This window comes from Sphingomonas sp., assembly GCF_013812825.1.
Lineage (GTDB): Bacteria > Pseudomonadota > Alphaproteobacteria > Sphingomonadales > Sphingomonadaceae > Sphingomicrobium.
This window is the reverse complement of the sequence record NZ_JACCSU010000018.1, coordinates 76144-95484: the sequence shown is the minus strand read 5'-3', so window position 1 is coordinate 95484 and position 19341 is coordinate 76144. Positions and strand designations below refer to the sequence as shown.

The 19341-nt window shown below is 67.1% G+C and carries 21 protein-coding genes; 7 read left to right on the top strand and 14 right to left on the bottom strand.

The annotated features are described in order from the left end of the window. The 6 genes from H0T81_RS02650 to H0T81_RS02625 form a co-directional block, all read right to left on the bottom strand. A partial coding sequence (locus H0T81_RS02650; protein ID WP_294009470.1) for a penicillin-binding transpeptidase domain-containing protein occupies nt 1-940 on the bottom strand: 940 nt, incomplete at its 3' end. After that, complete coding sequence (locus tag H0T81_RS02645) at nt 937-1647, bottom strand: hypothetical protein (protein ID WP_294009469.1); 711 nt, start codon at nt 1645-1647, stop codon at nt 937-939. The genes H0T81_RS02645 and H0T81_RS02650, both read right to left, overlap by 4 nt. After that, nucleotides 1644-2621 (bottom strand): 16S rRNA (cytosine(1402)-N(4))-methyltransferase RsmH, encoded by a 978-nt coding sequence (gene rsmH / locus H0T81_RS02640; RefSeq protein WP_294009467.1) that lies wholly within the window; start codon nt 2619-2621, stop codon nt 1644-1646. Before rsmH ends, H0T81_RS02645 begins: the two co-directional genes overlap by 4 nt. Beyond that, nucleotides 2618-3109: a division/cell wall cluster transcriptional repressor MraZ gene (locus tag H0T81_RS02635; RefSeq protein ID WP_294009465.1), complete on the bottom strand. Its 492-nt coding sequence runs from the start codon at nt 3107-3109 to the stop codon at nt 2618-2620. The genes rsmH and H0T81_RS02635 overlap by 4 nt, the downstream gene beginning before the upstream one ends. A 301-nt stretch (nt 3110-3410) precedes the next feature. Then, entirely contained in the window at nt 3411-4169 is a 759-nt protein-coding gene (locus tag H0T81_RS02630) for a hypothetical protein (protein WP_294009463.1), read from the bottom strand. Next, complete coding sequence (locus H0T81_RS02625) at nt 4166-4402, bottom strand: hypothetical protein (RefSeq protein ID WP_294009461.1); 237 nt, start codon at nt 4400-4402, stop codon at nt 4166-4168. Before H0T81_RS02625 ends, H0T81_RS02630 begins: the two co-directional genes overlap by 4 nt. A gap of 84 nt (nt 4403-4486) precedes the next feature. Here H0T81_RS02625 and H0T81_RS02620 point away from each other — a divergent pair, with 84 nt between their 5' ends. Next, entirely contained in the window at nt 4487-4855 is a 369-nt protein-coding gene (locus H0T81_RS02620) for a hypothetical protein (protein WP_294009459.1), read from the top strand. Between the two features lie 53 nt (nt 4856-4908). Here H0T81_RS02620 and H0T81_RS02615 read toward each other — a convergent pair whose 3' ends face one another. After that, nucleotides 4909-5385, bottom strand: coding sequence for a VOC family protein (locus H0T81_RS02615; RefSeq protein ID WP_294009457.1), 477 nt, complete (start codon nt 5383-5385; stop codon nt 4909-4911). A gap of 117 nt (nt 5386-5502) precedes the next feature. Here H0T81_RS02615 and purL point away from each other — a divergent pair, with 117 nt between their 5' ends. From purL to H0T81_RS02585, 6 genes are all read left to right on the top strand, one after another. Next, complete coding sequence (purL, locus tag H0T81_RS02610; protein WP_294009455.1) at nt 5503-7740, top strand: phosphoribosylformylglycinamidine synthase subunit PurL; 2238 nt, start codon at nt 5503-5505, stop codon at nt 7738-7740. Nucleotides 7741-7804: 64 nt separating this feature from the next. Then, complete coding sequence (locus H0T81_RS02605; protein WP_294009454.1) at nt 7805-8224, top strand: endonuclease domain-containing protein; 420 nt, start codon at nt 7805-7807, stop codon at nt 8222-8224. Further along, on the top strand, nt 8221-8628 hold the full coding sequence (locus tag H0T81_RS02600) for a hypothetical protein (protein WP_294009453.1): 408 nt from the start codon (nt 8221-8223) through the stop codon (nt 8626-8628). The genes H0T81_RS02605 and H0T81_RS02600 overlap by 4 nt, the downstream gene beginning before the upstream one ends. 47 nt (nt 8629-8675) lie before the next feature. Continuing rightward, nucleotides 8676-8870, top strand: coding sequence for a (2Fe-2S)-binding protein (locus H0T81_RS02595; protein WP_294009451.1), 195 nt, complete (start codon nt 8676-8678; stop codon nt 8868-8870). Nucleotides 8871-8986: 116 nt separating this feature from the next. Then, nucleotides 8987-9466 carry a bacterioferritin gene (gene bfr / locus H0T81_RS02590; protein ID WP_294009449.1) on the top strand — a complete coding sequence of 160 codons (480 nt, stop codon included), beginning with the start codon at nt 8987-8989 and terminating at the stop codon, nt 9464-9466. Nucleotides 9467-9586: 120 nt separating this feature from the next. Continuing rightward, the gene (locus H0T81_RS02585) at nt 9587-10855 is read left to right on the top strand and encodes a DUF418 domain-containing protein (RefSeq protein WP_294009447.1); all 1269 of its coding nucleotides are present in this window, start codon (nt 9587-9589) and stop codon (nt 10853-10855) included. A gap of 34 nt (nt 10856-10889) precedes the next feature. Here the strand turns inward: H0T81_RS02585 and H0T81_RS02580 are convergent, their stop codons facing one another. The 7 genes from H0T81_RS02580 to panB form a co-directional block, all read right to left on the bottom strand. Next, nucleotides 10890-11342 (bottom strand): Hpt domain-containing protein, encoded by a 453-nt coding sequence (locus H0T81_RS02580; RefSeq protein ID WP_294009445.1) that lies wholly within the window; start codon nt 11340-11342, stop codon nt 10890-10892. Between the two features lie 104 nt (nt 11343-11446). Beyond that, a complete protein-coding gene (der, locus tag H0T81_RS02575; RefSeq protein WP_294009443.1) occupies nt 11447-12814 on the bottom strand; it encodes a ribosome biogenesis GTPase Der in 1368 nt (455 codons plus the stop codon). 164 nt (nt 12815-12978) lie between these two features. Next, nucleotides 12979-14307, bottom strand: coding sequence for a PQQ-like beta-propeller repeat protein (locus H0T81_RS02570; protein ID WP_294009441.1), 1329 nt, complete (start codon nt 14305-14307; stop codon nt 12979-12981). A gap of 44 nt (nt 14308-14351) precedes the next feature. Beyond that, entirely contained in the window at nt 14352-15062 is a 711-nt protein-coding gene (locus H0T81_RS02565; RefSeq protein ID WP_294009439.1) for a tetratricopeptide repeat protein, read from the bottom strand. Nucleotides 15063-15226: 164 nt separating this feature from the next. Further along, on the bottom strand, nt 15227-16903 hold the full coding sequence (locus H0T81_RS02560) for an ATP-binding protein (RefSeq protein WP_294009437.1): 1677 nt from the start codon (nt 16901-16903) through the stop codon (nt 15227-15229). After that, nucleotides 16900-18387 (bottom strand): ATPase domain-containing protein, encoded by a 1488-nt coding sequence (locus H0T81_RS02555; RefSeq protein ID WP_294009435.1) that lies wholly within the window; start codon nt 18385-18387, stop codon nt 16900-16902. The genes H0T81_RS02560 and H0T81_RS02555 overlap by 4 nt, the downstream gene beginning before the upstream one ends. 55 nt (nt 18388-18442) lie before the next feature. Then, nucleotides 18443-19327 carry a 3-methyl-2-oxobutanoate hydroxymethyltransferase gene (gene panB / locus H0T81_RS02550; RefSeq protein ID WP_294009433.1) on the bottom strand — a complete coding sequence of 295 codons (885 nt, stop codon included), beginning with the start codon at nt 19325-19327 and terminating at the stop codon, nt 18443-18445. Nucleotides 19328-19341 lie beyond the last annotated feature (14 nt).

Sequence of the window (19341 nt, the reverse complement as noted above, 5' to 3'; positions counted from 1 at the left end):
CGCGTAGCTCGCGCGGGCAATTGTACATCTGCCCCATCGACCGGATGATTCCCGAATCCATCGCCATCGCGACAGTGAACGGCTTGAACGTCGAACCGAGCTCATAAACGCCGAGCGTCGCGCGGTTGAAGCGCGCCTCGGCCGAGCCGCTGCCGGCATCGTTGGGATTGAGTTGCGGCAGCGAGGTCATCGCCAGCACTTCGCCGGTATGAATGTCCATCACCACCCCGGCCGCGCCCTTGGCAGAGAAATGGGTCATCGCGGCGAGTAACTCGTGCTCGAGCGCCTGCTGCAGCCGGCTCGAGATCGACAGCGTCAGCGGCTGGCCGCGGGTCGCGGCATCGCTCAACTGTTGGTTGAATGCCCGCTCCATCCCGGCGGTGCCGTGGCCGTCGACGTCGGTGTAGCCGATGACGTGCGCGGCAAGGCTGGTCTGCGGATACAGCCGGTCGGGCTCGCGATCGATCGCCAGCCCCGGCTCGCCAAGCGCGTTGATCGCTTCGACCAGGCCGGGCGAGGCACGGCGGCGCAGATAGAAGAAGCGCTTGCCCGAGGTCAGCATCGCGAAATAGCTCGCTTCGTCCCGCTCGGGCATCAGCCGGCTCAGCGCCCGCGCCACGTCGAGCTTGCTGCCGATCACCTTGCCGGGATGCAGGCCGATGATCCACGCATCGATCGTCCGCGCCAGCGGATTCCCGTCGCGATCGACAATGTCCCCGCGCTCGGGAACCAGCTCGATCAGCCCGACCTTGCGCCCGGCATGGTCGCCGAACGCCGCGAGATAGAGGATGCGCACGACGATCAGCGCAATGACTCCGCCGTACAGCAGCATTCCGAACATCAGCCGCTGGTGCATCAGCGCCAAAATCTGGCGGCGCTGGCCGACGAGGCGAAGCCGCTCGGGCCGATGGGCGACGAGGGCGGCGGTCGGCGCGTTCATGGCGTGCGGGCCGACTCCTTGGCCGAAGCCTTGAGCGGCGTCGCGGACGCGAGCGTCTTCGGTTTCTTCGCCGCGCCGGCCAACGGCGCCAGCGGATCTGCCGCAGCGGACTTCGCCTTCACCGGCGGCTTAACGGACTTGGCGGATGCGATCGCAGCCGGTTTGGCCGCAGCCTTCGTTGCTGGCGAGGTCGCTGTCCTAGGCTGAGGCGCAGCGACGGGTGGCTTGGGCAGCACGACAACTGCGCGCTCGCGAACTGGAATATCACGCGTCAGGCTGGTCTGGTGGAGCAGTGCCGAGGTCGGCACGCCGACGTCTTCCGCGTCATGCCTGGCGGCACCATCGACCTGCGGGCGCGGCGCATCGGCTGGGGCCGAAGCCAGCACTACCGGCGCCGCGAGCTCGTCCTTGTGCGGCGGCCGGATCAGCCTGGCGAGCTCGAACCCGCCGCCCAAAATCTGTTCGGCCGATGGCGCCGACAATGCCAGCACCTTGACGTTCCAGCGCTCGAGCTGGGCGAGCCGGCCGCGGGTGCCGATCTCGGTCTGGAGCAGCCTGATGTCGCGCTGGGCAAGCACGATCCTGGTCTCGACCTTCTCCAGCGCGGCGCGCTCGGAAGCGACCCGCAGCGACACCAGATAGCAGCCGAGGGCGGCCCCGGCGCAGCTGGCGACCATGAACACCGAGCGAAAGCCTCTCGCGCTCATTGATCCCTCCCTTTCGAGGCAGGAGCCCAGGCTGGAGCCGAGGTGCGAACCGCGCTCCGCAGCCGGGCCGAGCGGGCGCGCGGGTTGGCGGCGGTCTCGCGCTCCGAGGGCACCACCGGCCTGGCGACCCGCTCGAACGTCGGCTGGTCGGGATCCGTGAGCACTGGCCGGTGGCGCGAGCCGGCCGGAGTGGCGCCGCTGCGTGTCCGCAGGAAGCGCTTGACGATTCGGTCCTCGAGGCTGTGGAACGTCACCACCGCGAGCCGGCCGCCGGGTTTGAGCGAGCGCTCGGCGGCGGCGAGTCCGTCCTCGAGCTCGTCGAGCTCGGCGTTCAAATGGATTCGAATCGCCTGGAAGGTGCGGGTCGCGGGATCGGTTCTCTGGCCCGGGCGGAAGCCGGCGGCGCGGCGGACGATCGCGGCGAGCTCGGTGGTCCGTTCGATCGGGCGGGCGGCGGCGATCGCTCGGGCGACGGCGCGGGCGCGCGGCTCTTCGCCATAGTCCTTGAGGATTCGGGCGATCTCGGCTTCGTCGGCCTGGTTGAGGAATTCGGCGGCGGTCAGCCCCGATTTGCTCATGCGCATGTCGAGCGGACCGTCGGCCTGGAAGGAAAAGCCGCGGTCCGCCCGATCCAGCTGCATCGACGACACGCCGATATCGAGCGCGATCCCGTCGACCAGACCAATTCCCCGCTCGGCGAGCACCCGGTCCATTTGCGAGAATCGCTCCTCGACCAGGGTCAGTCGCCCAGTGCTGATGGCGTCCGGAACGAGTGTCGGTCCTTGCGCGATCGCATCCGGATCGCGGTCGAAACCGATCACTCGTCCCGCCCCCGCCGCGAGCATGGCGCGCGTATAGCCGCCTGCCCCGAAAGTGCCGTCGACCAGGGTCTCGCCACGGGCAATGGCGAGGGCCTGGACGACTTCATCGACCAGCACCGGCAAGTGGCGGGGACCGGAGGAAGCGCGCGTCATGCGCCGAGCCCCCTTTCCTCGAGCCGGTAGCGGGCGATGTCCTTCATGTCCTCCGGGATTCGATCATCCTTGAGGAGCAGCGCCGGGTTCCAAATCTGGAAGGTCTCGCCGGCGCCGAGGAACAAGGCGACCTCCTCGATCGAGCCCTTGCGACGCATCATCGGCGGGAGGACGATCCGGCCGGAGCTGTCGTAGGGCACTTCCTCGGTGGCGGCGAAAGCCATCAAATTGCGTTGCTGATATTCGAGCTGGGCCTGGGCGCTGGTCTCTTCCTTCTCGAGCAGCCGCTCGAGTTTCGAATGCTTCAGCGCCGCGTAGGCGGGGTCGTAGGCGCTCAGGCAAGGGAAGCTCTCGTGCTTGGCGAGGACGATGCTCTTGGCGTCGCCGCGGCGCTCGACGACGCTGCGCAGGAAAGCGGGAACGGAGACGCGGCCCTTGGCATCGACCGCGTTCAGCGCACTGCCCTGGAACAGATGCTCTAGCGCCACGTCCTCTCCCCGTTCGCAGCGCAAAGCGGTCCCGTTCGCGGGCGCGCGGATTTGCGGCGCTCCCCGCGTCAGGGTCCATCGTGATGGGTCAGCCCCGCGCTACAGTCGTTGTTGGTAACTCAACAATGTGGGGGATACAATGGGTTTTCATGCCATAATTGGGGGAATTCGTGCCAAACAGCGGAAAACCGCGACATTTTGACCGCAGTTCTTGGCGATGTTCTTGAACTGTTCTCGCCGTCTCCTCTGTGGATAACTCTGTGCACCACTCCCGCGCACCCGACTCGGCGTGCCGAGTCTGTCACCGTTCGAGCGCGGCCAGCTCGGCCAGGACCGCATCCAGGTTGTTGTCGGTCGGCCCGTCCAGGTCCTCAACGTTGAGCAAGTCCGCGTCGGCGACGATCGTCGCCTCGCCCTTGCCGATCCGGCAATGGGCGACGAGGCCATCGCGGCTGATCGGGCACCGGCCGGCCAGCGCGCCCGGCGAGTTGGTGAGAACTTCCTGGCCGCCAAGCTTGCGCAGCTTCGGCCCGCGCTCGTCCGGAGCGTCGAGCCCCAACCCCCAATGCCGAAGCAGGCCGGTGTCGGCGAACGCCGGCGGCGGGCGGAGCGGGTCGCCCAGCGGCCGTTCGCTGGGCCACTCGAGCGCCGGGTCGGCGAGCAGCAGCAGCCGCCCGCCCTCGCGCACCCAGCGATCGAGGTCGACCAGGGCTTCGGCCGGCTGGGCGATCGGGTGGGCCATCAGCAGAAGCCGGCCCTGCCGAAGCGTCTCGGCGTCGGTGACCCCGACCGGAGTCACGGTGTAGCGGGTCTCGAGCGCCTTCAGCGCCGGCGAACCGCCGCCTTCGAGGCCGAACTGCTCGCCGAAGACCAGCGGCAAGGTCGTCAGCAGCATCAGCGCCGGCTTGGCCGATGCAGCGACCGGGTCCGCCGCCTCCTTGCGGTCCGTCACATAGGCGAGCCCCGCCGCGGCAATCAGTCCGGCGCCAAGCATCGCCGCGGCGCGCGCGCGGGCCGCGCCGCGAACCCTTGCCGCCCGCCGAACGGGCGCGTCGGTCACTGCTTGTCGCTGCTGTTGTTGGCCAGGCTGTCGCCGCCCGGCGCGACCCCGAGCTCGGCCAGCGGCTCGTTGGGAGCGGCATTGGCGGCCGCCTGCTCGGCCGCGTTCGCCGCGCCCTCGTTGCTTCCCGACCGGCTGATCACCGAGCCGAGGAGGACGAGCAAAAAAGCGAAAGCGAGGCCGGTCAGGCCAATGCGGATTCGCTGCGCGCTGGTGCCGGCATTGTCGACCATGCCGGCCGATAGCTATGGCCCGCATCGAGACAATGCAAGCGGGCCATCTTGACGCGGCCCCACGGCGATGCGCAATGCGCGACTATGACTCGGACCCCGCTCATACTGTGCCTGGCCGCGGCCGCCGCGCTAGCCGGCTGCGACCAGGAAGCCGTCACCGTCAACACCGGCCTCGAAGACAATGTCACCACCAACGACGTCGTCCTCCCGCCGTCGATCTCGGCCAGCAAGATCTACCGCTGCAAGGACAACAGCATCGTCTACATCGACTGGCTGTCGGACAATAAGTCGGCCAACGTCCGCACCGAGCGGAACGGCCCGCCGACACACGTGGTGGCGCCGGCGGAAGGCGAGCCGATGGTGGCCGAGGGCTTCTCGCTGACCGGCACGGGAGCGGGCTCCAGCGTCACCCTGACCCGCCCCGGCAAGGGCAGCCAGAGCTGCCACGTCTGAAGACGCCGAGCGCAGCTCAGCGATTGAGCTGCGATCGCTAGCCGGGCCTGGGCCTAGGCCGGCTCGCTCTGCTTGTGCGTCGAGAACTCCTGCATGCGCCGCTGCAGCTCGTCGTCGGGCACGTCCTCGACGTGGGTCGCGATGGTCCACTTATGTCCGAACGGATCGACCAGAGTGCCCGAGCGATCGCCGTAGAACTGATCCTTGACTCCCTCGCCGTCGGCCCGGCCGCCGGCATCGATCGCCCGCTGGAAGACCGAATCGACGTCATCGACATAGATCATCAGGCTCGATGTCGCCCCGCCGCGCGCCTTGGGACCGCGAATGTCGCGCTCGGGAAATTCATCGGCGAGCATGACGACGCTGTCGCCGATCTGGAGCTCGGCATGGCCGATCTTGTCGCCCATCGGCAACCGGAACTTCTCGCTCGCTCCGAACGCGCGCGCGTAGAAGTCGATCGCCGCCTTGGCATCGTCGACGATGATGTAGGGCGTGACGCTGTGATAGCCCTCGGGAATAGGATTCGCCATCTGCTGCTCTCCTCGATTTCCCCCGGAACGCGCCTCCTTACTGCTGTTGGGCGAGTCGCTCCAAACCGGTTGGTCGACCGCTAGCCGCCGTTCGCCGACACCGCTAAGGCGCCGCGCATGGACGTCCTCGAAGCTCCCCGCATCACCCCCCAAATCGTCGCCGAGCACGGGCTTTCCGACGAGGAATATGCGCGCATCTTGAAAGCCCTCGGCCGCGAGCCGAACCTGGTCGAGCTCGGCATCTTTTCGGTCATGTGGTCGGAGCATTGCAGCTACAAAAGCTCGCGAGTCCATTTGAGGAAGCTTCCGACCGGGGCTCCGTGGGTGATCTGCGGGCCCGGCGAGAACGCCGGCGTGATCGACATCGGCGACGGCGACGCCGCGATCTTCAAGATGGAGAGCCACAACCACCCGAGCTACATCGAGCCCTACCAGGGCGCGGCGACCGGAGTCGGCGGGATCCTGCGCGACGTCTTCACCATGGGCGCCCGGCCGATCGCCAACTTGAACGCCTTGCGCTTCGGGCGGCCCGATCATCCCAAGACCCGGCATCTGGTCGCTGGAGTCGTCGCCGGAATCGGCGGCTACGGCAATTGCGTCGGAGTCCCGACCGTCGGCGGCGAGGTCAATTTCGATGCCGCCTACGACGGCAACATCCTGGTCAATGCGATGACCGTCGGAATCGCGAAAGCCGACAAGATTTTCTATTCGGCCGCCGCGGGAATCGGCAATCCGGTCGTCTATGTCGGCTCCAAGACCGGCCGCGACGGGATCCACGGGGCGACCATGGCGTCGGCCGATTTCGCGCAAGACAGCGAGGAGAAGCGCCCGACGGTGCAGGTCGGCGACCCGTTCACCGAGAAATTGCTGATCGAGGCGTGCCTCGAGCTGATGGCGTCGGACGCGATTGTCGCCATCCAGGACATGGGCGCCGCCGGCCTCACCTCCTCTTCGGTCGAAATGGCGAGCAAGGGCGGCGTCGGAATCCGGCTCGACATGAACCAGGTGCCGTGCCGCGAGGAAGGCATGACGCCCTACGAGATGATGCTGTCGGAATCGCAGGAGCGGATGCTGATGGTCTTGAAGCCCGGCCGCGAGGCGGAGGCCGAGGCAATCTTCCGCAAGTGGGAGCTCGACTTCGCGGTGATCGGGGAGGTCACCGACACCGAGCGCATGGAGCTGGTGTGGAACGGCGAGACCGTCGCCGACATCCCGCTCGGCCCGCTGGCCGACGAGGCGCCGCTGTACGAGCGTGCGTACGCGATCCCCAAGCCGCCCGAGCCCGTGACGGACTTTCCCGAAAGCACCGACATCGCGGCGGACCTGCTCAAGCTGATGGCCTCCCCCGCCCTCGCCTCGCGCCGCTGGATCTGGGAGCAATACGACCAGTCGGTCGGCGCCAACACCGTCCAGCGCCCGGGCGGCGACGCCGCGGTGGTCCGAATCCACGGCAGCCGCAAAGCGCTGGCGATGACCACCGACTGCACTCCGCGCTATTGTCATGCCGACCCCGTCGAAGGCGGCAAGCAGGCGGTCGCCGAGGCCTACCGCAATTTGTGCGCGGTCGGAGCAAAGCCGCTGGCGATCACCAACTGCCTCAACTTCGGCAACCCGCAGCGCCCCGAGATCATGGGCCAGCTGGTCGGCTGTATCGAGGGAATGGCCGAGGCTTGCCGAGCCCTCGACTTCCCCGTCGTGAGCGGCAACGTCTCGCTCTACAACGAGACCAAGAACGACGACGGAACGTCACAAGCCATCCTCCCCACCCCCGCCATCGGCGCCGTCGGCCTGCTCGACGATTGGGAGAAGTCCGCGACCATTGGCTTCAAGGGCGAAGGCGAGGCAATCATCGTCGTCGGAGGGACGGCCGGCCAGCTGGGACAGTCCGTGTGGCTGCGGGAATTCCACCGACGCGTGGATGGACCGCCGCCGCCGGTCGACCTCACCGAGGAGCGGGCCAACGGCGAGTTCGTGCGCGACCTCATATCGTTGGGACTGGCAACTGCCGTTCACGATGTTTCCGACGGAGGGCTTGCGGTTGCCATCGCCGAAATGGCGTTGGCGGGCGGACTGGGCGCTCGCATCGAAGCTGACGCCGATGGGTGCTCGGCGGCGTCGATGGCGTTCGGCGAGGACCAAGGCCGATACATCGTCACCGCCGCTGACCCACAGCCCATCCTCGACCGGGCCGAGCGCGCGGAGCGGTTTGTCGCCGCCATCGGAATTACCGGCGGAGATGCGCTCATTGGCCGGCTCGACAACAGCCCGGAGTGGCACGTTTCGGTTGCCGATCTCCGCGCGGCGCACGAAAGCTTCTTCCCCAAGCTGATGGGGGGCGAGGGCGTGCTCGGGTGACTCTCCTCCCCGAGCTTGTCTCGGGGAGGGGGACCGTGCGAAGCATGGTGGAGGGGATGGCTCCATGCTCTGCGGCCCAAAGATGACGGTGAAAAAGGCGCGCAAGCTGCGCCGCACGATGACCGCGCCCGAGGTGATCCTGTGGCACCGCCTTCGGCGTAAGCCCAGTGGCTTCAAGTTCCGCCGCCAGCATCCGGCCGGGCAATATGTGCTCGATTTCTTTTGCTCCGAGGCCCGACTCGCGATCGAGGTCGACGGCATTTCCCACGATATGGGCGATGGGCCGGCGCGCGGCGAAGCCCGCGATCGGTGGCTAGAGGCTCGCGAAGTTGCGACGCTGCGCATCCCCGCGGCGGATATCGCGCGCTCGGCCGACCAAGCCATCGAATGGATCATCGCCGCTTGCATCGAACGGAGCAATCCCCACCACCATCCGGCTGCGCCGGATGGTCCCCCTCCCCGTGCCGGGGAGGAGACAACTTGACCGCCGGTTACTCCGGAACCCCGCTCGCTCGGAAGCTGAGCCTCGAGCCGGGGCTTCGCACCTGGTGGTGCGGGATGCCGGATGGCGTCCGCGCCGAGATCGAGCGCGACGCACCGGCGCTCGTCCGGCTCGATGCGCCCGAGTCGCCGATCGAGGCGGCGCACATCTTCGTCACCAGGCGCGCGGTGCTCGAGTGCGAGCTGCGCCTGCTGCTGCCGCTGCTCGCCCGTGACGGCTTCGTCTGGGTCAGCTGGCCGAGGAAAGCCGCCAAGGTCGCGACCGACATCAGCGAGGACGTAATCCGCGACGTCGCGCTCCCGCTCGGGCTGGTCGACGTCAAGGTCTGCGCGGTCGACTCGACCTGGTCGGGCCTCAAGCTGGTGATCCGCAAGTCCGAGCGCTGATGCTGCTTCCTATTGCGAATAGGTCGCATTAGCAGTATAGGGCGCCCATGATCGTTTGCGTGTGCAACGCCATCACCGAGACCGAAGTGCGCGAGGCCGCGCGCTCGGGCGCGACCTGCCCCGACAAGGCCTACGCCTACCTCGGTTGCGAACCGCATTGCGGCTGTTGCCTGGTTTACGCGCAGGAGCTGATCGACCAGGAGCGCGCCAAGCGCCCGAAGCTGCGGATGGTTTCGGCCTGAGAGCACTGCGACTGCGACTGACAATCAATCGCAAATTTTCCGCAGATTTCCGCCAATTTAAAGCTTTCCCTGCGCCGCCCGCAAGAGTAAAGCCGGCGGCAATAGGGAGGCTTGCAATGAAGGGCGACGCCAAGGTCATCGAGCATTTGAACGAGGCGCTCAAGAACGAGCTGACCGCGGTCAACCAATATTGGCTGCACTACCGGCTGCTCGACAACGCCGGGATCAAGAAGCTCGCCGAGTTCGAGCGCCACGAATCGATCGACGAGATGAAGCACGCCGACGAGCTCGCCGAGCGCATCCTGTTCCTCGACGGACTGCCCAACTTCCAGATGCTCGGCCGGCTTCGGATCGGCGAGAATGTCGAGGAGATCCTCAAAGCCGACCTCGAGCTCGAGAACGAGGCGGTCGACCAGCTCAAGGGCGCGATCGCCCATTGTGAGGGCACCCGCGATTTCGTCAGCCGCGACCTGTTCTCGAGAATTCTTTCCAACGAGGAAGACCATGTCGACCATCTCGAGCAGCAGTTCGAAATGATCGCGGCGATGGGCCTGCCCAATTACATCCAGCTTCAATCGGAGCCTGCCAAGGACTGACGGTTTTTCATCCGTCATTCTCGCGCACGCGGGGATCCCGCTTCCTTTCTGGGATGGCCGGGTTAGTCAGCGGGATTCCCGCTTGCGCGGGAATGACGATAAGGTGGCGGAGGGGCGCGCATGACCGACACGACCAAATCCCGGATCCTCACTCTCGACATCGTCCGCGGAGTCGCGGTGATGGGCATATTGGCGATGAACATCGTCGCCTTCGCGATGCCCCCGCAGGCCTACCTCAACCCGCTCGCCTACGGCACCGAAAGCGCCGCCGACCTCGCCTCCTGGGCGTTCAGCTTCGTCTTCGTCGACGGCAAGATGCGCGGCCTGTTCTCGTTGCTGTTCGGGGCCTCGATGATGCTGGTCATCCAGCTTGCCGAGAAATCCGCCGATTCGCCCAAACGCGTGACCTTCGCCCGCCAGCTGTGGCTGCTGCTGTTCGGGATGATCCATTATTACTTCATCTGGTACGGCGACATTCTGATCGGTTACGCGCTGATCGGCATGGTCGCCTGGTTCTTCCGGGGGCTCGAGCCGCGGGCGCTGGTCCGCTGGGGAATCGCGCTGGTGACGGTCCAGCTGCTCATCATGGGCGGCGGCGCGGCCTACGCGCATTCGCTCAGCGCCGCCGCGGCCGCTCCGGGCGCCGGTCCGGAGACGCTCAAGGAATGGGCCGAATTCAGCCACGACATGGCGATCCCGAGCGCCGCGGTGCTGCGCGAGGAGCTGGCTTTGTTCCTCGGCCCCTGGACCGGGATCGTCGAATATCAGCTGACCGAAAAGGCGCTGATGCCGCTCTTCTTCACCTTCTTGTTCGGCCCGGAGACCCTCGCCTACATGCTGTTCGGGATGGCGGCGCTCAAATGCGGCTTCCTGACCGGCGCCTGGGACAATGCCCGCTACCGCGGTGTCGCCATCACCGCCCTTGCCGTCGCGATCCCCGTCTATGTCCTGCTTGCCGCCCTGCTGCTGGCTGACGACTTCTCGGTACCCGGGATCTTTACCTACTCGTTCGCCGCGACAGTTCCCTTCCGGCCGCTGATGATCATCGCCTACGCGGCGCTGATCATCCTCGCGACCCGACGCGGCGGCTGGCTGGTCGACCGGATCGCCGCCACCGGCCGGGCGGCGTTCAGCAATTATCTCGGCACGTCGATCCTGATGACCGGGCTGTTCTTCGGCTGGGGGCTCGGCTGGTTCGGGAGCGTCAGCCGAATCGAGCTGTGGCTGGTGGTCGCCGCGATGTGGCTCGTGATGCTCGCCTGGTCGAAGCCTTGGCTCGAGCGCTTCGCCTACGGGCCGCTCGAATGGTTGTGGCGCAGCCTCGCGCGCCGGCAGCTGCAGCCGTTCCGCAAGCGGCGCGCCGCAACCCCGGTCGCTGCCGGGGCTTAAAGGAACCCATCAAAGTATTACTTTGATGGGAACCCTAGAGCCGGCCGAAGCCCTGGTTGCTGGCCTTGCGCCCGAACGCGCCCTGCGGCGCGCGGGTGAGCAGCGGGTTGGTCGCCTTGTCGAACTGGAGAACGGTTTCCTGGAACAGGCGCTTCAGTTCGACCACGTCCTTGACCAGCTCGTCGGGAAAGCGCTGCGTCTCGATGCACAGCCGCGCGGTGGTCTCGATCAGCTCGGCGACCGCGGCCAGCGGCTCGGCCCCGAACTGGCGCGCCTCGCCCTTGATGGTATGCGCCGGCATCACCAGCGCGGTGGTGTTCTCGGTGTGCATCGCCATCTCGATCTGCGCGACCGACTTGGCCCCGTCCTCGCGGAAATAGCTGAGGATGCGGATGAACCCCGGCCCAAGCTCGGCTCGGGACTTCTCGAAATGCGCCCAGTCGACGATGTCCGGAGCGCCGTCGGTCGAATTGGTTGCGTCGCTCAAGTTGAAGCCGCTCCACGCTTTGCAGCCGGCGGCATGCCGGCACTGGGTCCCACGGGGAGAGAATTAGCCCGGAAAGGGTAAAGACATGCTTAGCGCCAAATCGCCTAGCGGCCGCCGACCTTCCCCTTCGGCGCGTCGAACGGGTTGCGCGATCCCCGAAAGTTCAGTCGCAGCGGCACCGGCCCGAGATCGAGGTCGCGGCGAAGCGCGTTGACCAGGTAGCGGCGATAGCTGTCGGGAAGCTCGTCGACGCGGTTGCCGAACACGACGAAGCTCGGCGGCCGGTTCTTCACCTGGGTGACGTAGCGCAGCTTGATTCGCCGGCCCTTGGGCGCCGGCGGCGGGTTGGCCTCGAGCGCCTGCTCGAACCACCGGTTGAGCTCGCCGGTGCCGACCCGGCGCGACCAGGCTTCCCGGAGCTCGAACGCGACCTTCAAAATCTGGTCGATGCCCTTGCCGGTCTTGGCCGACACGGTCAGCAGCGGCACGCCTTTCAATTGCGACAGCCCTTCCTCGAGCGCCGCCTTGATTCCGTTGAACAGCGCGGACGCGTTGTCGGCGACGTCCCATTTGTTGACCGCGATGATCAGCACGCGCCCCTCCTCGACGGTCGCGTCGGCGATCTTCAAATCCTGCACCTCGAGCCCCCGGGTCGCGTCGAGCAGCAGCACCACGACCTCGCTCCGGTCGATTGCCCGCCGCGCGTCGGCGGCCGACAGCCGCTCGAGCTTGTCGTCGACCTTGGCGCGCTTGCGCAGGCCCGCGGTGTCGACCAGCTGCACCTTTCTCCCCTGCCATTCCCATTCCAGCGCGATGGCGTCGCGAGTGATCCCGGCTTCCGGCCCGGTGATCATCCGCTCCTCGCCGAGCATTCGGTTGACCAGGGTCGACTTGCCCGCGTTGGGCCGGCCGACGATCGCCAGCTTCAGCGGGCCGCCCTCGGATTCCTCCTCCTCTTCTAGCTCTGGACCGTCCCGCTCGACGATCGGCCGAAGCGCCTCGAACAGGTCGACGACCCCCTCGCCATGCTCGGCGCTGATCGCGAGCGGTTCGCCGAGCCCGAGCGCGAAGGCTTCCAGCCGCCCCGCCTCGCCGCCGCGCCCTTCGGCCTTGTTGGCGGCGACGATCACCGGCGTCGCCCCAGTGCGAAGCCAGCGCGCGATCTCTTCGTCGAGCGGGGTCAGCCCTTCGCGGGCGTCGATCAGGAACAAGGCGACGTCGGCCTCGCGCACCGCGGCCTCGGTCTGCACGCGCATCCGCCCGGGCAGAGTCGCCGGGTCCTCGTCCTCATAGCCGGCGGTGTCGATCACCTTGAACTCGAGCCCGAGCAGGGTCGCCTCGCCCTCGCGCCGGTCGCGGGTCACGCCCGGCCGGTCGTCGACCAGCGCCAGCTTCTTGCCGACCAGCCGGTTGAACAGGGTCGATTTGCCGACGTTCGGCCGGCCGACGATGGCGACGGTGGGGAGCGGCATGGCGATGCCCTAGCAGTCCCTCTCCCCTTGAGGGAGAGGGTTACGAAGGCTTAGCGACGAAGGAGCTTAGCCGGAGTTGGGAGGGGTAGTCGCGCGACGGAGAGCCCCTCACCCTCCACCGCTTCGCGGCTCCTCCCTCTCCCTCAAGGGGAGAGGGGTAAAGCTCAGCGGAACGCGTGCAGCCGGCCTGCGTCGTCGAGCACGTAGAGCGTCGAATTGGCGACCACCGGCCCGAGCGTGACCGGGGATCCGATCGTCGTCTGGCTCTGGAAATTACCGGTCACCGGGTCGAAATTGATCAGCGCCCCGTTGGAGCCGACCAGGATCAGCCGGCCGCCGGCGAGCACCGGCCCGCGATAGGTGATCTGGCCGCGCTTGTTCTTCTCGCGCTCGAACCGCGGCAGCTGGTTGATCCACCGCACCTTGCCGCTGGTGCGCGCGACGGCGATCAGCTTGGCGTCGTCGGTGACGACGAACAGCCAGTCGCCCGCGACCCACGGGCTCGCAATTCCGGCGATGTTCAGTTCCCACATCCGCTGGCCGCTGTTGAGCTCGAGCGCGACCATCCGCCCGCCCTGGCCGATCGCGAATACCTGGCCGCTGTCGATCACCGCGTTGGCGTCGATGTCGGACAAGGAGGCGACGCTGGTCCGGATGCTGGTCCGGGCGAGCGCGTCCTGCCACACCAGCCGGCCGTTTTCGTAGCGGTAGGCGTTGAGCTCACCCGATGAGAAGCCGGCGACCACGGTCCCTTGAGCGACGGCCGGCGAGCCGGTGCCGAACACTCCGGCGATCTCGAGCGCCGCGGCGTTCGACCAGTTGGTCGTCCCGTCGGACGTCTTGAGCGAATAGATCTGGTTGTCCTGGCTGATCACGTAGAGCGTGTCGCCGGAGACCGTCGGAGCGCCGCGCAGCGGCCCGCCCGGGCGGACCTGCCAGATGACCCCGCCATTGCGCGCGTCGAGCGCGGCGACGAAGCCGAGGCCGTTGGTCGCGTAGACCCGGCCGTTGGCAAAGGCGACTCCGCCGCCGAACAGCGATGCGCTGTTGCCCCGCTCGAAACCGAACTGGCTCGCCCAGGCCTGGCCGCCGGTCTGGGCATCGAACGCCCGCACCGTCGCATTGGTGTCGATCGTATAGACCCGGCCGCCGCCGACCACCGGCGGCGATGCGAGCCGCGCGGTCAAGCTGCTGCCGTGACCGATCGACACCGAGAACGTCCGGGCAAGCGCGGTTCCCAGAGCGACATGGCCCATCGCCTTGGCTGCGTTGCCGCCCGACTGCGCCCACTCGCTATTGGCGACCGGCGCCGGAAGCACCATCGGCAGCGCGGCGGTCGCCGGATCGGCCGTGACGTCGGTCTCGCTGGTCAGAACCGCGACGCGCTGGCCGAGCACCGGCGTCTTGGGCGCTCCCTTCTTGAAGACTCCGCAGCCGCTCGCGGCGATCGCCGCAATCACCAACACTGCAATCCTAGTCTTGATCCGCTTCATTCGATTTCGTTCCTATTGAAGACAACGCCTGCAAGGCGAAGCGCCTATTGAGCGATTCCCTGGGCGATTCCCGAGATCGACGCGGTCGCGTCGACGCCCAGAGTTCCGGCGATCTGAACCGCCCGCGCGCGAATGGACTCCGGCACCTGCCGGTCGGCGGCGATGGCCGCGAACAGCCGGCCCGCCTCATTTCTCTTGTTCTGCTTGATGAGCGCCATCGCGGTCAGCTCGCCGGCGCTTCCGAACCACGGGTTGCCGGGCTTGGCCAAAGGCTCCATCCGGGCGATCACCTGCTCGGGCTTGAGTGTGTCGAACTCGAGGCTCGTCGCCCGAATGAGAGCGAGGTTGCGGTACGGCGCCGCCAAATCCTCGTCGCCGGCGATCTCGTGGAATTTGGCGGTCGCGGTCGCTCGGTCGTTCTGCTCGATCGCGACCGCCGCCCGGGTGAACAGGGCCGACGCCCGCACCGCGCCCTTGCCTTGCCCGGCGAGCGTATCGAGCCGCTGCGGAACCGTCGCCATCCGGCCCGCGCCGATGTCGGTGTAGATCTGCGCGAGCACTTCGGATTTCTCGGCGGCCTGCGTTCTTTGCCGCTCCTGCCAGTAGAGCCAGCCGCCGACCGCGGCGAGGAACAGGACCAGCGCGGCAACCAGCCAGCCGCCATATTTGCGTCCCATGTCGCGCAACTGGTCGCGGCGCAGATTCTCGTCGACTTCACGAAGGAATGTTTCGCCGCTGTCCGTTGGAACCGCCAAGCCGTGCCTCAACTCATGTCATCAGGAAATTTCGGTGCCGGGCTTCCTTCCCCACCACGGATGAACGGAAGCTGGCAAGGGCAAGCGTCTAGCCGCTCGGACCGGAAACGCAAAGGGTCAAGGGAACAAGTCATTCGGCAGCGCGAGCAATGGACGGTGCGGGGCTAACTGCGTTCCCCGCGCCGAAACGGGACGACTTCGCCGCCGTCGCCCTTGAACAGCTGGTCGGCGACGCGGCGGGCCAGTTCGCCCTGGCGGAAGGGTTTCTGGAGCCGCGGCAGGTTCGCGCCGGGGCCCTCCGCGATGTCGGAATAGCCGGTGATCAGGAGCGCCTTGGCGCGCGGCGCGATTGCGCTTGCGTGCTCGATCAAATCGACTCCGTTCATTCCGGGCATCAGATAGTCGGTGACCAGCAAATCGGGTTCGCAGCCCGAGCGCAGCAGGCGCAGCGCTTCGGCGCCCGAGTCCGCCTGGACGACGTCGTAGCCAAGGTCGCTGAGCATGTCGGCGGTTCCGGTTCGGACCAGCTCCTCGTCGTCGACCAGCAGGATCGTCGCGCGGCGCGCGGCCGGTATGATCCTCGGCGCCTCGCCCTCGGCCGGTGCCGGCTCTTCGCTCGACACCGGCAGCCAGATCGTCGCGGTCGTGCCGACGCCCGGAGTGCTGGAAAGATCGAGCATGCCTTCGAGCTGCGCCGCGAGGCCGTGGATCATCGACAATCCAAGGCCGGTGCCTTGACCCATGCCCTTGGTCGAGAAAAACGGCTCGACCGCCCGCAGCAGGGTCGGATTGTCCATTCCGACGCCGGTATCGCGGACCGAGACGCAGACATAGTCGCCCGGCTGAAGATGCCCTCCCGGCTGGACGCTTTGGCTTCGACACTCGATCGATATGGTGCCGCCGGACGGCATCGCGTCGCGCCCGTTGATTGCCAGGTTGAGGATCGCGAGCTCGAGCTGGTTCGGGTCCACGCGCGCTGCGGGAAGGTCGGGCTCGCTGTGAATTTCCACGCTCACCGAGGGGCCGATCGACCGCCGCAGCAGATCGCTCATGCCCTCGATCAGCCCGCCGATATCGACCGCCCGCGCCTGGAGGTCCTGGCGGCGAGCGAAGGCGAGCAGGCGTTGCACCAGCGTCGCCGCCCGGCTCGCCGCCTGGAGCGCGCCGTCGATCAGCCGGTGCTGCTTGGCTTCGGGCGGCAGCTGCCTTCGAAGCAGGTCGAGATTGCCGATGACCGGGGTGAGCAGATTGTTGAAGTCATGGGCGACGCCGCCCGTCAGCTGGCCGAGCGTCTCGAGCTTCTGCGCTTCGTGCAGCTGAGCCAGCGCGAACTCATGCTCCCGAGTTCGCTCCTCGACCCTCGCCTCCAGAGTCTCGTTGCCCATCCTCAGATGCTCTTCGCTCTTCTGCAGCGCCTCCAATCGGGCGCGTGCGTCATATTGCCGCCGCCGGGCCCGCAGCGCCGACCGGGCGAGGCTGATCAGCGTCGTCGGATGGAACGGCCGCTCGAGGAAGGTGACGTTGCCCAGCATATCGAGGAATCGCCCGGCGTCCGGGTTGCGCTCGAGCCCGCCGCCGCGGCGGGTCAACAGGACGAACGGCAAATCGGACCATTCGGGTTGCCGGTTGATCCACGTGGATAGCCCGCGAAGGTCCTGCCCCAGCAACGCCTCCTCCGTCACCAGGACGAAGCCGACCCCGCGGTCGAGCTGGGACGCGAGGCCCGGCAGGGTCGGGCAAATCGCGCTCTTGATGCCGGATTCGGCGAGGATCTCGGCGGCAATTGCCGCGTCCCGTCCTACCGGCGCCAGGATCAGCGCGCGTTCGGATCGCTTTTTCATTCGCCGCCCACGGGCATCAGGTTCGGATCGCCGAGGATCTCGGGAACTCCGCGAAGCACGCCCTGGAAATTCGTCAGCGGCTCGCCAAGGGTAATGCCGGACCCGCCGATCGTATATTCGCGGATCGTGTCCTCATGCGCGCTGGTCCGCTTCTTGATGATCGAGATCGCCCGGCGGACTCGCCCGGCCGCCTCGAAATAGCGCAACAGGACGACGGTATCGGCAAGATAGGTGACGTCGACCGGGGTCTTCATGTCGCCGACCAGGCCGTGCTGGGCGACCGTAAGGAAAGTCGTCGCGCCCTGGCGATTGAGGAACTGGAGCAGCTCGTGCATGTGCAAGATGAGCTGCTTCTCCTCCGGCATTGCCGCCTGGTAGCCATTGAGGCTGTCGATGACGACGGTCCGTGCGCCCAGCTCGTGAACGCATGCACGCACCCGCTGGGAGAATTCGCCTGGACTCATCTCGGCGGCGTCGATCTGCTCGATCTGCAAATTGCCTTCGGCCTGGAGCCCGGCAAGGTCGATGCCGAGGCCCTTGGCGCGCTCGAACAGCAGTCCGATCTCCTCGTCGAAGATGAACAAGGCGGCCTTTTCACCGCGCTCGATCGCCTGCACCGCGAACGTCAGGGTGAGCAGCGACTTGCCGGTTCCCGCCGGCCCGAGCACCAGGGTGCTCGACCCGCGCTCGATGCCGCCGCCGAGCAGCTTGTCGAGCGCCGCGCTCTCGCTGGTGATGGTCTCGCGCGTGAACTCGGTGCGATGCTCGGCCGAGACCAGGCGCGGGAAGACCCGCACTCCGCCGGTATCGATCACCATATCGTGATAGCCGCCCCGGAACCGCTGGCCGCGGTACTTGATGACTCGCATCCGCCTTCGCTCTGCGCCATATGCGGGCGCGGTCTCCTCGAGCCGAATGACTCCGTGGGCGACGCTGTGGACGGTCTTGTCGAGAGTCTCGGTGGTCAGATCGTCGAGCATCAAGACAGTCGCCTGGTTCCTGGCGAAATAATGCTTCATCGCCAGCACCTGGCGCCGGTAACGAAGCGAGCTCTGCGCGAGCAGCCGGATTTCCGACAGGCTGTCGAGGACGATCCGGCTCGGATGGACTTGCTCGATGGCCCCGAAAATACGCTTCGTGGTTTCGCCGAGCTCGAGATCGGACGAATAGAGCAGGCTCTGCTGCTGGTCCTCGTCGAGCAGGCTCTCGGGCGGCACCAGCTCGAACACCTCGTTGGGCGGCTCCAGCTTCCAGCCGTGCGAGACTGCAGTCTCGCGAAGCTCCTGCTCGGTCTCGGACAAGGTGATGTACAGACCGCGCTCGCCATCGGCGGCGCCGGCCAGCAGGAATTGGGTCGCGATCGTGGTCTTGCCGGTGCCCGGGCTTCCTTCGAGAAGAAAGACTCGCCCGCGCCTCAAACCGCCAAGGAGGATGTCATCGAGACCGTCGACTCCGGTGCGCGCTTTCAGTTCGGTTTCGCTCATTGCCAGCACTATCGATTAAACTCGATTAGGTTCCGGGCGAGAGAGGATATCCAGTCTATGCGCCTTTTGGCCGGCCTTTGGGCGGGTACGTCTGGTCGGCCGTCGGGAAGCTTCGCGATCGCACTTCGGCGGCGTAGGCGGCCGCGGCCTCGCCGATCCGGGCGGCGAGGTCGTCGTAGCGTTTGACGAACCGCGGGGTGCGCTCGAACAGGCCGAGCATGTCCTCGGTGACCAGCACCTGGCCGTCGCACTGCGGCGAGGCGCCGATGCCGATCACCGGCGCGGCGACGCTTGCAGTGACTTGGCTGGCGATCTCCTCGAGCACGCCTTCGACAACCATGCAAAAGGCGCCGGCCTGATCGACGGCCTTGGCGTCGGCGAGGATCTTCTTGGCCTCGGCGGTCTCGCGGCCGCGAGCGCCGTAGCCGCCGAGCATGTTGACCGCCTGCGGGGTCAGCCCGACGTGGCCGATGACCGGCACCCCGCGTTTGGACAAAAAGGCGATCGTCTCGGCCATCGCCTCTCCGCCCTCGAGCTTGACGGCCGCGCAGCCGGTTTCCTTCATCACCCGCGATGCCGACTCGAACGCCTGGCCTGGCGAGCCTTCGTACGACCCGAACGGCATGTCGACCGCGACCAGTGCGTGCCAGCTGCCGCGAACCACGGCGGCGCCGTGGGCGCACATCATCTCGAGGCTGACCGGGATGGTCGAGGGCAGGCCGTAGATCACCTGGCCGAGGCTGTCGCCGACCAGCAGCATGTCGCAGTGCGGGTCGAGCAGCTGCGCCATCCGCATCGTGTAGGCGGTCAGCATGACGATCGGCTCTTGCGTGATGCCGTCGGCCTTGCGGCCACGCAATGACGGGACGGTCATGCGCTTGCCCGGAACCGGCGTCGGAGTCGCCCGGCTGGTGCTGGTGTCGATGGTGACTTTCGACATCGCCGCCCTTTAGC

What these genes read in the sequence shown, in the direction of transcription:
- bfr (WP_294009449.1), top strand. Translation starts at nt 8,987, where the DNA reads ATGAAGGGCGACGCCAAGGTCATCGAGCATTTGAACGAGGCGCTCAAG.
- H0T81_RS02625 (WP_294009461.1), bottom strand. Translation starts at nt 4,402, where the DNA reads ATGGTCGACAATGCCGGCACCAGCGCGCAGCGAATCCGCATTGGCCTG.
- H0T81_RS02585 (WP_294009447.1), top strand. Translation starts at nt 9,587, where the DNA reads ATGACCGACACGACCAAATCCCGGATCCTCACTCTCGACATCGTCCGC.
- H0T81_RS02555 (WP_294009435.1), bottom strand. Translation starts at nt 18,387, where the DNA reads ATGAGCGAAACCGAACTGAAAGCGCGCACCGGAGTCGACGGTCTCGAT.
- der (WP_294009443.1), bottom strand. Translation starts at nt 12,814, where the DNA reads ATGCCGCTCCCCACCGTCGCCATCGTCGGCCGGCCGAACGTCGGCAAA.
- H0T81_RS02615 (WP_294009457.1), bottom strand. Translation starts at nt 5,385, where the DNA reads ATGGCGAATCCTATTCCCGAGGGCTATCACAGCGTCACGCCCTACATC.
- panB (WP_294009433.1), bottom strand. Translation starts at nt 19,327, where the DNA reads ATGTCGAAAGTCACCATCGACACCAGCACCAGCCGGGCGACTCCGACG.
- H0T81_RS02560 (WP_294009437.1), bottom strand. Translation starts at nt 16,903, where the DNA reads ATGAAAAAGCGATCCGAACGCGCGCTGATCCTGGCGCCGGTAGGACGG.
- rsmH (WP_294009467.1), bottom strand. Translation starts at nt 2,621, where the DNA reads ATGACGCGCGCTTCCTCCGGTCCCCGCCACTTGCCGGTGCTGGTCGAT.
- H0T81_RS02595 (WP_294009451.1), top strand. Translation starts at nt 8,676, where the DNA reads ATGATCGTTTGCGTGTGCAACGCCATCACCGAGACCGAAGTGCGCGAG.
- purL (WP_294009455.1), top strand. Translation starts at nt 5,503, where the DNA reads ATGGACGTCCTCGAAGCTCCCCGCATCACCCCCCAAATCGTCGCCGAG.
- H0T81_RS02645 (WP_294009469.1), bottom strand. Translation starts at nt 1,647, where the DNA reads ATGAGCGCGAGAGGCTTTCGCTCGGTGTTCATGGTCGCCAGCTGCGCC.
- H0T81_RS02570 (WP_294009441.1), bottom strand. Translation starts at nt 14,307, where the DNA reads ATGAAGCGGATCAAGACTAGGATTGCAGTGTTGGTGATTGCGGCGATC.
- H0T81_RS02605 (WP_294009454.1), top strand. Translation starts at nt 7,805, where the DNA reads ATGCTCTGCGGCCCAAAGATGACGGTGAAAAAGGCGCGCAAGCTGCGC.
- H0T81_RS02620 (WP_294009459.1), top strand. Translation starts at nt 4,487, where the DNA reads ATGACTCGGACCCCGCTCATACTGTGCCTGGCCGCGGCCGCCGCGCTA.